This is a genomic window from Paenibacillus sp. FSL R7-0313, from assembly GCF_037969885.1.
Taxonomy (GTDB): Bacteria; Bacillota; Bacilli; order Paenibacillales; family Paenibacillaceae; genus Paenibacillus.
In genome coordinates, this window is the sequence record NZ_CP150219.1 from 1,268,605 (window position 1) to 1,283,246 (window position 14,642).

At 47.1% G+C, this 14,642-nt stretch carries 13 protein-coding genes; 11 read left to right on the forward strand and 2 right to left on the reverse strand.

From position 1 onward, the window contains the following. The first annotated feature begins 80 nt into the window (after nucleotides 1-80). From NSQ38_RS05645 to NSQ38_RS05660, 4 genes are all read left to right on the forward strand, one after another. Nucleotides 81-485 (forward strand): hypothetical protein, encoded by a 405-nt coding sequence (locus NSQ38_RS05645; RefSeq protein WP_339787610.1) that lies wholly within the window; start codon nucleotides 81-83, stop codon nucleotides 483-485. Between the two features lie 118 nt (nucleotides 486-603). Beyond that, the gene (locus tag NSQ38_RS05650) at nucleotides 604-1,083 is read left to right on the forward strand and encodes a hypothetical protein (RefSeq protein WP_339787613.1); all 480 of its coding nucleotides are present in this window, start codon (nucleotides 604-606) and stop codon (nucleotides 1,081-1,083) included. A gap of 33 nt (nucleotides 1,084-1,116) precedes the next feature. Beyond that, nucleotides 1,117-1,446, forward strand: coding sequence for a hypothetical protein (locus NSQ38_RS05655; protein WP_339787616.1), 330 nt, complete (start codon nucleotides 1,117-1,119; stop codon nucleotides 1,444-1,446). Nucleotides 1,447-1,484: 38 nt separating this feature from the next. Then, a complete protein-coding gene (locus NSQ38_RS05660) occupies nucleotides 1,485-2,030 on the forward strand; it encodes a hypothetical protein (RefSeq protein ID WP_339787619.1) in 546 nt (181 codons plus the stop codon). A gap of 95 nt (nucleotides 2,031-2,125) precedes the next feature. Here the strand turns inward: NSQ38_RS05660 and NSQ38_RS05665 are convergent, their stop codons facing one another. Next, nucleotides 2,126-2,551 carry a hypothetical protein gene (locus NSQ38_RS05665; RefSeq protein WP_339787622.1) on the reverse strand — a complete coding sequence of 142 codons (426 nt, stop codon included), beginning with the start codon at nucleotides 2,549-2,551 and terminating at the stop codon, nucleotides 2,126-2,128. Between the two features lie 370 nt (nucleotides 2,552-2,921). Between NSQ38_RS05665 and nikA the strand changes: the two genes are divergently transcribed. From nikA to NSQ38_RS05695, 6 genes are all read left to right on the forward strand, one after another. Then, nucleotides 2,922-4,472 (forward strand): nickel ABC transporter substrate-binding protein, encoded by a 1,551-nt coding sequence (gene nikA, locus NSQ38_RS05670; RefSeq protein ID WP_339787625.1) that lies wholly within the window; start codon nucleotides 2,922-2,924, stop codon nucleotides 4,470-4,472. Beyond that, a complete protein-coding gene (gene nikB, locus NSQ38_RS05675; RefSeq protein ID WP_091035368.1) occupies nucleotides 4,472-5,419 on the forward strand; it encodes a nickel ABC transporter permease in 948 nt (315 codons plus the stop codon). Before nikA ends, nikB begins: the two co-directional genes overlap by 1 nt. After that, nucleotides 5,416-6,270, forward strand: coding sequence for a nickel transporter permease (nikC, locus tag NSQ38_RS05680; protein WP_339787628.1), 855 nt, complete (start codon nucleotides 5,416-5,418; stop codon nucleotides 6,268-6,270). The genes nikB and nikC overlap by 4 nt, the downstream gene beginning before the upstream one ends. Beyond that, complete coding sequence (locus tag NSQ38_RS05685; RefSeq protein ID WP_036671813.1) at nucleotides 6,267-7,067, forward strand: ABC transporter ATP-binding protein; 801 nt, start codon at nucleotides 6,267-6,269, stop codon at nucleotides 7,065-7,067. The genes nikC and NSQ38_RS05685 overlap by 4 nt, the downstream gene beginning before the upstream one ends. Then, a complete protein-coding gene (locus NSQ38_RS05690) occupies nucleotides 7,064-8,041 on the forward strand; it encodes a dipeptide/oligopeptide/nickel ABC transporter ATP-binding protein (RefSeq protein ID WP_339787629.1) in 978 nt (325 codons plus the stop codon). The genes NSQ38_RS05685 and NSQ38_RS05690 overlap by 4 nt, the downstream gene beginning before the upstream one ends. Nucleotides 8,042-8,419: 378 nt before the next feature. After that, nucleotides 8,420-9,925 carry a malate:quinone oxidoreductase gene (locus NSQ38_RS05695; protein ID WP_339787630.1) on the forward strand — a complete coding sequence of 502 codons (1,506 nt, stop codon included), beginning with the start codon at nucleotides 8,420-8,422 and terminating at the stop codon, nucleotides 9,923-9,925. Nucleotides 9,926-10,179: 254 nt separating this feature from the next. On the opposite strand, the gene NSQ38_RS05700 is transcribed toward NSQ38_RS05695, so the two are convergent. Then, nucleotides 10,180-13,269 carry an ATP-binding protein gene (locus NSQ38_RS05700; protein WP_339787632.1) on the reverse strand — a complete coding sequence of 1,030 codons (3,090 nt, stop codon included), beginning with the start codon at nucleotides 13,267-13,269 and terminating at the stop codon, nucleotides 10,180-10,182. Between the two features lie 178 nt (nucleotides 13,270-13,447). On the opposite strand from NSQ38_RS05700, the gene NSQ38_RS05705 reads away from it, so the two are divergent. Then, nucleotides 13,448-14,584, forward strand: coding sequence for a response regulator (locus tag NSQ38_RS05705; protein WP_339787635.1), 1,137 nt, complete (start codon nucleotides 13,448-13,450; stop codon nucleotides 14,582-14,584). Nucleotides 14,585-14,642: the final 58 nt, after the last annotated feature.

The window sequence follows — 14,642 nt, forward strand, 5'->3', positions numbered from 1 at the left end:
AGTATTATAAGCGAGTACCTAAGTTGATTCTGGTAGAGCGAGGGTAATGCTCTTTATAAGCGTTGGAGAGTTGATGAACTGTGAAAGAAGAAAAAGTTAATGACGTTTTTTATGTGGGGTACGAGGGGCAACCGGAGATATTAATTTTATTTGAGAACCCTACCCAAAAGAATGTTCTAAAGATGTGGAATGGATACTTTGATACATTATTGGATCTTATGTGCCAGTATGAGTCTACTGACAATGGTATTCTACAAGAATACTATGCCCATGAAGGTTGGTATGAGGAGAGTCCATGGGAAATACAGGACCTTGATTCAGCTATTCATTTATTTAAGTCCTTCAATGTGAGTAAAGTAACTGGTGAGCAAATAGAGAATGTTAAAAATATTGTTCCTACTCTCCCAGAAGTAGCACATCAGATATCAACATTTTTAGAACTAGGAAAAGCAAACGGTTGCAGCGTGTATATTGAATACGACTGATTGAGATTAAAGAACATACTTTAAAACGATAACGCAGTTGCCAGGGCTGCGTTATTTAGTCGTTACCGTGTACGTAACTCTAAATAGGTTTAATAGTTAATCGAGAGGAGAGCAACACATGGGGCAGCTACTAACCAAAGCTATTGAACGTTTATCGTCTATTTCATTTGAGGACACAGAAGATAGCTCACTAGAATCTTCTTCTCATGTTTTGATTAAAGAATACCTTAGACGCGTTAATCAATTATTAAACGAGATGCATACTTCAATAAATCAATATCCCCTACTTAGTTTTGCTAAAATTCTTGGAAAAGCTATAGATGAAGAGGTATATCGAGCTTGTTCAAAGCTGGACACACTAGGAAATCCTTATGTAAAGGTAATTTGCTACGGTTATTTAGAAGTCTCCGAATTAGCAGATCAAGGAGTGGATGAGGCAATTCAATACATAGACCTCTACGAACCGATGATAAAATTCTTTGAACGAGGTGGGAGTTTCACCATAAGACAAGGCGAAATGGTTGTAGGTAGTTCAGCTTATCCTCTTAATTATTGGAGACATTTAAATATTTCAGTACAAGATATTAGCGACATCTAATAGGATCATGTGGATCAAACTGGGGGGATACTATTGTCAGTAGGTCTATATAGATATAACGGGGATATAGAAGATCGGAATTGTGAACTTACACTCAGTGAGAATATTGCTACTCAGGAATTTTACGATGAGTACTGGGAGGCAGCAATACATGAATTAGGAATAGCCCTGATTCGGGATGGATCTAAAATATATTTTCACCAATTAGAAGCTGCTGTAGTTGAGTTAAAACGATTAAGTGAGTGGGCAAAGGAACATTTAAACGGAAGTGGGTTAAATTATATGACGGGTAGAATTGAAAATTTACTTGATATATTACCTAGCGCATTTATTAGTGAAACTACAATTCTGTATATATTCTGAGGTTAGTAGCGACTACAGAGCGGGGGAGTGCCCTGATTATGTTCACTTTATCTTTCAAGGCTATCGATAACTTTGATGAAATTAAACAAATGTCTGCAAAGCAGTTTGATCTAACGAAACAAGATATCGAGGGAATTATTGAATTGGACTTTAACGGAAGTAAGTACGGTATGTTCTTTGACGATTGTCCATTTGGTAATGAAAGACTTATTAGATGGTTTGTGGACTTACTGACTATAGTCCAGAAGATTAGAATACATCAATATGTTGCTTATCGAATTCCTGATAGCGCTAATTTGTGGCTTGAGTTTAAACAGCAGGGAGTGGAACTACAAGTTAGTTTAGTAGAAGATATTGATCGGGAAGTTATTCTGGACTTATTTATTACTGAACCAAACGAGGAATTTAGATACTCAACTTGGAAGGATGTTAATGTAAGTGTGGCTTCCTTTACAGATGAAATTATGAAAAATGCGCATCAGTTTCTGGACTTTGTTACTGAATTGAATCCTGACATACTGCAGAGTACGAGTATTCAACTACTTCAGGAAAAGTTAACCGATGTAAAGCGACTGACCTCATAGAGAACCTACTTTGCTAAAAATGTTGATTACGAAGGATAAATTTATATCAAACTTTTCAGCCTGTAATCATTCTGAATACAGGCTATATGACACTCTTATTCTATGGCATCATAAAGTTCCGACATTCGGTCAGCCAATTCCAACTGTGGCTGCATTCGCTGATGATTCATATCGGTAGGTGTCATATACAATACTTCTTTTCCCTGCTCAAACATTGTGACATGGAACAAAACCCCTGCTGCATCTTCTTGGTCTGGATCAAGTATAATTTCTAAATTGCATACCTTTTCAATCCATTCCTGAATCAGTACTTGATCTGTAGTTGTTCTTTTAGTACCATCACTGCCACTCATCACTTCAATAGAATCAACCTGTGTAATATCGCCAGGATAAAAGGTGTGTAATTCCTTTGGTACTTTACTTACTCCGACTTGATCGGGCTGATTAGAACTTTGGCAGCCGCTAAGAATCAGGACCATAACTGTAGCAAACATTAAGGCGATAAGTGAATATCTTCTCATCGTATTCCCCCTCGTAGTCCCTAAACGAATTTTGTATTTAAAATGTTCATTATAAACTCTATTTTGTTTAATCCTTAAAATACATAGAGCTTACTGGTCACATATGCTGGAAGACTACGAAACTGGGTTGTAACTCTTCGAGGAATCTTGCATGGTTCTACCTGTAAACAATCCCGGATCGCAAAGTGAAATGCCCACTAATAAAGCCCTCATATGTAACAAAAAACATGAAGAATCCGCTCTCATCCGAGAGTCGGTTTCTTTCTCGTTCCAACACCAACATAACTCTTGTCAAAACGTAATCATTACGATATGATAATACTCATTGTTTAGATCATAATGATTACGATTAAGAGAGAGGGGCATTACCTTGAATAAAAAGACGCCACTGCTAGCGCTGGTCTCCTTGGCCTTGAGTGCTGGACTGTTGAGCGCCTGCGGATCATCTGAGTCCAGTCCCGCTGCGCAACCATCCACTGATAATAAAAATGTTCACTTCCTATATAACTTCTCCACGAGTTCGCTAGATCCACATGTGGATTCCAGCTATGTGCCGCTGCGCGCGGGCATTACGGAAACGCTGGTTCGTCTCGATGAAGAGAACTTGACGGTTGCTCCATGGCTCGCCGAGAGCTGGGAGAGCGAAGACGGTCAGCATTGGACGATCGACCTGCGAGATGATGTGACCTTCCAGAACGGCAAGCCAATGACAGGTGAATCTGTTAAGGCATCCCTTGAGCGGGCACTGGAAGAGAATGTAGCCATCCAGAACGCGCTGAAGATCGATACGATTGAAGCTGAGGGCGACAAGCTGGAGATCACCACAACTCAACCGTTCCCGGAGTTCGCTTCGGAACTGGTGAACCCCAACACGGCGATTATCGACGTGAGCGAGCCGGACATTGTGAACAAGCCCATTGGTACGGGCCCGTTCAAGCTGACTTCTTTTACCCCAGGCAGCAAGCTGGATCTGGATCGCTATGATGAATACTGGGACGGAGCATCGCCTCTGGATTCCATCACGTTCTCATTCAATGAAGATGCCAACGCTCGTACACTAGCGCTCAAATCTGGGCAGGTAGATATCGTATACCGTCCGGAGGTCGAGAGTCTCGAATCGCTCAAAGCGATGGACGGCATGAAGGTTGAGTCCACGTCGACGTTCCGCGTGCATCAGCTAACGATGAACATGCAGCGGGAGAGTATGAAGGACCTCAATGTCCGTCGGGCGCTGGACGCGCTAATTGACCGTCAGGGCATCGTGGACACGATCCTGCTAGGATATGGCGAAGCTGCTATCGGACCGTTCCTGCCATCGCTGCCATTTGCGCCAACCTATACGGATACAGCAACGGAATCTGGAGCTGATGTCGCTGTAAAATATCTTGGCGAAGCAGGGTACACGCAGCAAAACGGCGTGATGACCAAGGACGGCAAACCGTTGCAGTTGACGCTGCTGACGTATTCGGCTCGTGCCGATCTGCCACTAATTGCTCAAGTGTTCCAATCTGATGCGAAGAAGATCGGTATCGACGTGCAGATTCGCCAGATTGACACGCCAGAAGATTATATGGCATCCAACCGTGACTGGGATATTGCGACGTATAGTAATTTGACGGCTCCTCGTGGGGATGCAGGCTATTACCTGAATGCAACGTACCATCCGAAAGGTGCCCTTAACTTCAGTGGATCGGAAGATCCGGAACTGACCAAGATCATCGACGAATTGAATCTCACAGTTGCACCGGAGAAGCGGGCAGAGCTTGCCGAGAAGGCAGCCAACTATGTGCATGACAACGTACTGAATTCATTCGTGCTGCATCCAGGTACGATCGTTGCCTACAACGGCAAGAAGATCAAGAACTGGGTTACCACTCGCAGTGAATATTACATGATTACCAATAAGCTGGATGTGATGTAATGTTTCGCATTTTGCTTCGGAAGTTCCTTGAAGTATTTATCTTTCTGCTGTTCATTATGTTTGTGAGTTTCCTGTTCATTCGTCTGGCTCCCGGTGATCCGGTACTGACGATCCTGAACGTGGACGAACTGTCTGTTAGTCAGGAGCAGGTCGAAGCTGTACGCGAGGAAATGGGCTTCAACGATTCGCTTCCTGTCCAGTTCGGCAACTGGTTGCTCGATTTTGTTCGACTCGACTTCGGCGTATCGTATTCAACAGGCCAGCCCGTCATGCAGACCCTGATGCGTGCGCTGCCAGCCACGGCTGAACTGACGATTGGCGCACTGCTGGTCATGCTCGTGATAGCGATCCCGCTCGGCTCGCTATCAGCACTCCATCGTGGAAGTTGGATTGACCGCGGCAGCCGAATGCTCTCCATTGTGGGTGCGGCGGTTCCAAGCTTCTGGCTCGGTCTGATCCTGATCGACATGTTCGGCGTACGCTTCGGAAATCTGCCGACCATGGGCCGGGATGGATTCGCCTCGCTTATTCTGCCATCTCTGACGCTGGGACTTGCCATCTCCAGCGTTTATGTGCGTCTTTTGCGTTCCAGCCTGCTAGATTCACTAAGTCAGGAGTTCGTTCGGTCCGCCCGGGCAAGAGGGTTATCCGAAGGCCGGATCTTCATGCTTCACGCGTTTCGGCACAGTCTGCCGCCTGTCATTACGGTATTTGGCGTAAGTCTCGGCAGCCTGATTGGCGGAGTTGTCGTGATTGAAGTGTTGTTCGCTTATCCGGGTATTGGCAAGCTTGTCGTCGACGCCATCCGCCAGCGTGATTATCCACTGATTCAGGGTTACATTCTGATCATGGCTATCGTGGTATTCCTCGTGAATACAGCGGTTGATCTATCTTATCGTTATTTGAATCCCGAAATGAAACTGAAGGAAAAGGAGGCCCACCGATGAAAACCATGCCCCTGCCCATTCCACCTACAAAATCTAAAAAACATAGCTGGCAGGCGATCATTGGTTTGCTATTTGCACTTCTGGTCATCGCGGCCTCCGTATATGCCTTTTTAGTTCTGAAACATGATCACACCTTAACGGATCTGCGCGGACGATTGCAGGGCGCAAGTGCTCTCCATCCGTTCGGCACCGACCACCTGGGCCGCGATGTACTGACACGTCTGCTGCTTGGCGGCGGCCAAACACTGGGGTATAGCTTGCTGGCACTCGGTGCTGCATTGCTGATCGGCATTCCGTTTGGCTTGATCGCGGGTTACAAACGTGGCTGGGTCGATAAGCTGTTCATGCGGATCGCTGATGCTTTTCTAGCTTTTCCTGATACCATCGTCGCAATTGTGCTCAGTGGACTGCTTGGCGCGGGAATCGGTAATCTGGTATTGGCGATTGTAATCGTAAAGTGGGTTAGCTATGCGCGTCTTGTTCGAAGTACTGTCCTATCTGAGTCCCAAAAGGATTACATTCGCATCGCCCGGACCAACGGACTATCCGACGGTCGTATCATGAGAAAACATCTGCTTCCGCATATCGCAGGCCATGTGCTCGTGTTAGCCAGTCTCGATCTGGGTAAAATCATTCTACTCATCTCATCATTGTCCTACATTGGCCTTGGCGCACAGCCGCCAACACCTGAATGGGGTGCTATGCTGAACGACTCACGGCCTTACTTCCAGTCTAGGCCGGAGCTGATGATCTATCCGGGCCTTGCCATTGTCTCGGTAGTCCTGCTTGCCAACATGCTGGGTGACTATCTGCGAGACCGGTTTGACGTGAAGAAGGAGGTGCAGCCATGATTCTCTCCATTGAGGAACTGAGCATCTCCAGTCGGGATCGTACGATTGTCGATCAAGTCTCTCTCGCTGTTCGCGAGGGTGAATTCATGGCATTGGTTGGACAGAGCGGTAGCGGCAAAAGCTTGCTCTCCCAAGCGATTGGTCGTCTGCTGCCGCCCAACCTGCATGCGTCGGGGCGAGTGATGTTCGAAGGCAGTAACCTGCTCGAACGGAAGCCAAAGGAGATGCGCGCCCTGCGGGGAAGCCGCATCTCATATATTTTTCAAGACTATCAGGGAGCGTTTACGCCATTCCGTAGCATTGGCGGACACTTTGATGAATACCAGAAGGTTCATGGGGAAAAGTCTTCTGCCATCCGCAAGAAACGAGCGGAGGAAGCGCTGGAATCGGTTGGCCTTGGCGCTGAATTACTGCGCCGCTATCCGTTCCAGTTGAGCGGTGGACAGCTTCAGCGGGCCTCGATTGCCACCTCGCTGATGCTCTCACCTCGTCTGCTGATCGCTGACGAAGCAACAACGGCACTGGACAGCGTGTCTGGGCATCGCGTGTTGGAACTGCTGGCACGTAAACAAGCGGAGACGGGATGTGCTATTCTGTTTATCACGCATGATTGGCGCCATGTACGTCGCTATGCCAACCGCTTGGCTGTGATGAAGGAAGGCCAGATCGTCGAATCTGGCGGGAAACATCGCATTCTTGACCATCCCCAGCATGAATATACGCGCCAGTTGATTGATGCGGCTCCCGTCCTGAGCCGATCGCTGAAGTCGGGATTGAAGGAGGCAGGAACAGAATGAAGACAACTGCAAATGATGAACGTCGTGGACTCGTGCAGTCCGAAGAAGAATCTGGTGTGCGAAGCCACGATTTTGCTAACGACGTAAACCATGTAGACATAGACAATGCAGTCATAGATCCTGCGGATACAGATACTACGGATAGAGGTATAGATGCTGATTTAGATACCGCTGCTGCAAAGACTGCTTCATCGTCCAGCCTCTCCGGCAACCCCGTGCTTCACGTGGAACATCTGAGCCGAACGTACGCGGGTGCAGACCGACCGGCTGTGAAAGATATTTCCTTCACTCTGAACCACGGTGAATGCCTTGGCCTGGTTGGCGAGAGCGGCTGTGGCAAGAGTACACTCGCACGCTGTCTGTTGAGGATCGAAGATGCAGATATGGGCTCAATTACACTGGGCGGACAGGATATCGCTCGGCTGAGCGGCCGACGGTTGCGACCTCATCGCCGGAAGATTCAGATTGTTTTCCAGAACCCGATGGCTGCACTGAATCCAAAGCTCAAGATTGCCGATTCACTAATCGACCCGTACGAACAACTTGGACGGAACGCTGAGCTGTCCCACTTTACCTACACATCGAAGGAGGCATACGTCCAAAAGCTGCTTGAAGCGGTCGAGCTTCCAGGCGATTTGGCTGGACGATACCCCCATGAGCTAAGTGGTGGACAGCGTCAGCGCGTCACGATTGCACGTGCCATTGGCATTGAGCCGGACGTTGTCGTTCTGGATGAACCGACAGCCAGCCTGGACGTGATCTCGCAAGGAGCAGTGTTGCAGTTGCTCACCGATCTTCGGACATCGCTGGGTCTGTCATACGTGTTCATCTCGCATGATCTGGCTGCCGTACATCGCATGAGTCAGCGCATCATCGTTATGCGCGAAGGTCAGATCGTTGACCGCTTTGGTGCAGATGCGTTGTTCGCTGAAGAACGCCATCCGTATACAAAGGAACTGATTTCAATTTTCTGAGTTCTCCCGGAGACGCCGGGGGTGGTAATCGTTAATTTATATAGGAAGCCGCCTTACGAAGAGATTCGAAAGCGGCTTTTAGTGCATCCATTTGATCACCCAAGTCCCCCTAAAACCGGGCTCCTTTCTTTGTTTTGAACAAATATATCTTTCAGGCCTATAACCGGGCTAACGTTCCGATGTAAACTAGCGTATACTGATGGAATAGCAAATATCTTGAAATTGCATATTTAAATTGCTCTATATTATTGATACACTAGATCAAGGTTATAATCATTCAGAGAAGGTGCGACCCCGTTCAAGAATGGGCTTGCTGCAAATGCCAAATCGATAACGCTTACATCCTTTTGGCAAATATAGGATATAAGGACGGTAGACATGAGCCAGGGACAAACGAGTACAGATGTTATCTTGATTGGTGCCGGAATTATGAGTGCAACTTTGGGAACTTTGCTAAAAGAATTGGCACCAGACTGGAATATTAAGGTTTTTGAAAAGCTCGCCACTGCAGGAGAGGAAAGCTCCAACGAATGGAATAATGCCGGAACCGGGCATGCTGCATTGTGCGAACTTAACTATACCGTTGAACGACCAGACGGAACCGTAGATATTAGCAAAGCAATTAAAGTGAATGAACAATTTCAGATCTCAAAGCAATTTTGGTCCTATCTCGTCAATAGCCGTCTGATTCGTAATCCGCGGGACTTCATTATGCCGATTCCTCATTTGAGTTATGTGCACGGAGAGAGTAATGTCCAGTTTTTGAAAAGACGTTATGACTCCTTATCGAATCACCCGCTGTTCGCAGGTATGGAATTCTCGGATGACAAGAAAGAGCTGGCGAAATGGATGCCGCTGATGATGAAAGATCGCACAAGTAATGAACCTGTTGCAGCGACCAAAATTGACACCGGTACGGACGTTAACTTTGGTGCTTTAACGCGTATGCTGATCAAACATTTGAAGGAACAACACGTGGGTATCCACTACGAACATAGCGTGAAGAATATGAAACGTACCAGCGATGGACAATGGGAATTAACCGTGAAAAACCTGAAGAGCGGTACAGTCGAACGCCATAAGGCAAAATTCGTCTTTATCGGCGCGGGCGGTGGAAGTCTGCATTTACTCCAGAAGACGGGCATTCCGGAAGGTAAACATATCGGCGGATTCCCGGTCAGTGGGATCTTTATGGTGTGCAAAAATCAAAAAGTCGTGGAACAGCATCATGCCAAGGTATACGGCAAGGCTTCGGTAGGGGCTCCGCCCATGTCCGTTCCGCATCTGGATACCCGATTTATCGACAATAAGAAGTCGCTGTTATTCGGACCGTTTGCCGGCTTCTCGCCGAAGTTCCTGAAGACGGGTTCCAATGCCGACTTAATCACGTCTGTTAAGATGCATAATCTGCTTACGATGCTCGCAGCAGGTGTCAAAGAAATCTCTTTGACCAAGTACTTGATCCAACAACTGATGTTATCCAAAGAACAACGTATGGCAGAATTGCGCGACTTTGTTCCGGGTGCGAAGAGTGAGGATTGGGATATGGTTCTGGCGGGGCAGCGTGTGCAGGTGATCAAGGATACTGTCCAAGGTGGCAAAGGAACGCTCCAATTCGGTACAGAAGTGGTCACGTCTGCAGATGGAACAATTGCGGCTTTGCTAGGTGCATCACCGGGTGCATCCACGGCAGTTCAGGTCATGCTTGAGATTCTTCAGCGTTGCTTCCCGCAGCATATGGAGGCATGGGAGCCTAAGATCAAGGAAATGATTCCATCCTATGGCATATCACTTGTGGAGAACCTGGATCTTCTCAAAGAGGTTCATTCTTCAACAGCCAAGGCACTGGGGTTATCGGATGAAAAACATGTTCTGCACGTATAATCATTAGCTTATCGTGTTAGATCATAATGAAGCCATAGAAAAGAGAGCTAAGCCGGGACGAACCCTGTGCTTAGCTCTCTTCTTTAGGTTTATTTCGTATATCAGAACTTGGACTTGAACCTGAGCTTGAGCTTGGAATTGAACATGAAGATGTTCGCTATCATCACGTTCCCCTAGACCTTACACCTAAGCATCTGGATACGGATCGTACAGTACAGTATGTCCACTGTAGAGTCATAGAGCGATCTTATCGCTCAGAATCTTGTGCTGCGGTCCAAAGGGATGACAAAGGAAACTTTCGTGCCTTGACCCGGCGAGCTGACGATGGTCAAACCTTGTCCGTACATCTGGGTTAACCGGCGATGTGTATTGGTTAATCCAATACCTCCCGTTCCGCCGGAACCTTTCTTGGGCCACGCCAGTGCCCGTTCGATCTGCTCGGGCTGCATCCCAACACCGTCATCCTCGATCTCAATCAAGGTGGACGCTGTTTGGTTGATGATTCGGATATGCACGGTTCCACCCTCAACTTTGCTGAGAATACCATGTCGAACAGCATTCTCAATGAGCGGTTGAATGGTGAGTGGCGGCAGGGATAGATCAAGATCATCGGGAATATCCCAGATGACGTTCAACCGATGCATGAATCGTTCTTTCTCAATGTAGAGATAGGCGCGGGAGAGATCCAACTCATGAGTGACCTCAACCATTTTCTCCGAATTGACAAAATGAAAGCTGGTCTGAAGATACTCGATAAAAGCATCGCCCAGTTTCTGCATTCGCTCCGTGTCCATCTCACTAAGAACCATGATTGAATTGAGCGTATTAAAAAGAAAATGGGGCTGAATCTGTGCTTGTAAGTAAGCAGCCTCCATGCGCAGTCGCTCATCAATGGATTGTTTCAGTACGATCAGAGACCCGATGCGATGCCTTAATTCAACGGCATCCACGGGCTTGGTGACATAGTCCGTTGCACCGGCCATGAATCCGGCGTACACATCAGCTGGTTCGTTACGAGCCGTCAACAACAGGATGGGAAGCTCGGATACCGAATAACGCTTGCGTACGTTCTCGGTTAATTCATAACCGGACATATGAGGCATCATGACATCGGCAATCAGTAAGTCCCAAGGCTCCTTATCCAGCAATTCAAGTGCTTCAAGCGCCGAGGCTGCAGGTTGAATGTGGTATGGTTCATTCGCAAGCATGGAGATCAGTACTCGCAGGTTTACAGCATCATCATCGACGGCAAGAATTCTTGCAGCAGTCTTATCTTGAGAGATGGTCTGCTGCTGTGGCTCTGCAATCGCAATTTCATCGAAGCTGTGAGCGTCCCATTTCTGCTCAGTCTGATCCAATAGCGATGCGGTATCGGACCGTGGAAGCGAGATCTGGAAGGTCGATCCTTGCCCAGGTATGGATTGCACGCTGAGCTGACCGCCATGGAGTTCGGTGAGCTGCCTGCTGATATTGAGACCGAGGCCGATTCCTCCGCTTAAACGAGCTTCTGGGGTCCCCTGTTCATACGCCTCGAATATTCGCTGTTGTATCTCTTCACTTATACCAACACCTGTATCTGAGACTTGAATTAAAATGCTCTCTCCATGTTCCCGGACAGATACGGTAATCTTACCCTCATCGGTAAATTTCAGTGCATTATGCAACAGGTTGTAAAGCACCTGAACAAGTCTTCTCTCATCGGCCTGAATCAACGGCAGTGATTCTGGAATATCCACCTGCATAAGGATGGGCTTGCCCTCTGCCATGAATCGGAACATACCGATCACGCCTGGAATGACAGATGCAAGAGATAAAGGCTTCTTCTGGAGCGTAATACGTTTTTCCTTCAAACGAATGACATCCAGGAGGTCATCAACCAGTTGGGACATGCGTCGGCCGATGGTAACTAACAGCTTCATGTCTTCTGCCTGCTGCCCACCTGATTTACGACGTTCACGAACTGCGATGCTCTCGGCGATATTGATGATTCCGTGCAGCGGTGTACGCAATTCATGAGCCGTATTCACAAGAAACTGATCCTTCTGGCGATCCTCTTCTTTGAGCTGTTCGTACAAATTCTCGATCTCACTTGAATTGCGGAAGTATTTTCTGAACCAATAGGCGGAGAAGCCAAACATGGCCGCAATCACATCGATCGGATAATACACGTTGGTAATTTCGCTATGTGAGTTCACAATTCCCCATAACACGCTTGATAGGCTGCTAGTAGCCGCAAAGAGCAAAAAGCTTGCGTCGCTTCGTTTCTCGGCTGCCATTCGGAAGAATAGGTAGACAGACCAGCCGATGGCAAACAGATAGAGGAAATCAGAGAGCCCAATCTCAAGTACATGATAGATCAGGGTCACTGGTGCGACAAGCAGAAATAGACAGTAAGCGCCAAGCACGCTGGCATAGATACGGAACAGTTTACGCCCTTGTAGACTATGGGAGAAGCTTCTAGCCATCTGTAAAAGAAAGAATGCGAACAACGGATAGGACAACGCTTTGGCCTTAACGATCCAAGTGAAGTTGAGTGGAATCCAACCCAATAACAGACTGTCATGGTCGGAGACGACCGTTAGGCCAGCTACCAGTGTCAGCATCGAGAACGTCAGCAGAGCTCGTTCCTTCCGTATAAACAGAAACATGACAAAAGCGTATAGGCTGTGCAAAAGCAGTATGGCGAATGTAATCTTTTGCAAGTCAATGGATAGTCCTCGCTCACTGCCAATGGCTTCTGGAGAACCAAAATAGAGAGAGCGTGTGATCCCTCCACTATAAGGATCGTCGAAATTGGCTGTCTGCACCAAAAGATTGAGTTCGGTAGAACCCTCAAGCACATAGGAAGTCGTAAATGCAGTCCTTTCTGGTCGATAGGCTTCGGCATGAGTGGCAGGTTGGCCGAATTCCGCAACAATGGTCCCGTTCATCTCGATGATCGATGATGTCTGGATTTTCTGAGCCCAGAGAGAGACTTCCTCCACAGATGGATCTAAAAGTATACGAAGACGGTACGTTCCGTATCCGAACGACGATGAGGATTGTGGTAATGCATTACGCCAGTCACCGGGAACTTGAATTCGTGTGGATAGGTTATCCGCTATTTTCGCGTCACGATTAGAGATTAACGCTTGGGGATAAAACTCCCATTCTCCGTCCAGGGATATGGGTGAAGTGTTGGCGAGGTCCCAGCCTCGAAGGTCCAACACGCCTTCAATGGGTTCAGGATGTGCGGGTATAGTGAAAGTCTCGGACCATATCCAGCGAAAGCCAAGTAGAATAGTTAGAAATAGAATCGACAGCACTACATATCGGGGTATCTTTTTATAGGTTATTGGTTTCATGGCAGACTTTAGTTTTCGACAGTTTACTTCAAATTCCTGCATGCCCTCCTGCCAAAGATGAACATTTTTTTGAATACCGGAACATAGATTCTATATTTAAATGATAGCGGTCCCACGTCAGGATTTATGGTAAAATTATAGATTAAAGGGTGATCAGTGAGCCAGAGGAGTTGTGCATATGAGAGTGATTTTGGTAGATGATGAATATCTCGCTCTGAGCAGGTTGAACAAACTGTTGCAAGAGAGAGAGGATTGCGAAGTTATCGGCTCTTTTCTGACGGCACAGGAAGCCATAGATCAGATCAAACTTCATCTGCCGGAAATCGTCTTCATGGACGTTCAAATGCCGGGGATGAACGGGATTGAGGCGACCGAACGTATCCACGAGGTTTCTCCTGGTACAGAAGTTATTTTCACAACCGCATATAACGAACATGCACTGACGGCCTATGGGCTTGAAGTGCTGGACTATATTATGAAGCCTGTAACGCGTGACCGTTTGGAAAAAACGATGAAGATGTATCAACGCCGAACGGTGTCAGCAAGTCTGAATATAGCAGAAGGGCCATCCATGTTGATCCGTTGTCTGGGGATGCTCCAGGTCCAACTGCACCCAAATGAGCCGCCAAAACATATGAAGTTCAGAACAACCAAGATTAGAGAGTTATTCGCCTATTTGCTCCACCATCGGAACAAACCGATTAAGCGGGATACGCTACTTGAACTGTTGTGGCCAGAGTTGGATGAACGGAGAGGTATATCCAATCTGCATAGTGGCATCCATCGCTTACGTAGCATGATGAACGAATTCATGGGCGAGGACAAGATGGTCATTCGCTATCAACAGTTTGGTTATCTATTGGAAACGGGTGAATTCAGGATTGATGCTGAAGAATGGGAGAGTCGTCTTACCCGATTGCCTGTATTATCTTCGTCTACAATAGCTGAACATCGGCAGACCTCAGATCAATATGAGGGCAAATATTATAGTGAAGACGATTATGTATGGGCTGAGTTGGAGCGCGAGCGATTGCATGCACTCTGGCGTAACCATGCCATGCAACTCGCACAATATTACATTGATCTGGGACAGAATACGGAAGCACTCACGGTATATCACCGGGTACAGCAATTCGAACCATCATTGGAGGAAGTCGGACTGGCCTTAATGAAGACCTACGATCGATTAGGCAATAAAGATCCTGTGGTCGCTCAATATAACCAGCTGGTTATCGCTTTAGAACAAGAGGCAGGCATACGTCCTGGCCTGGAAGTTGAGTTATGGTACCAACAATGGAAACAATCAAATATGTAATTGAAGATACACAGCCTTGCAGCTTCATTTGCAGGGCTGTTTTTTTGTTGTATTTGTT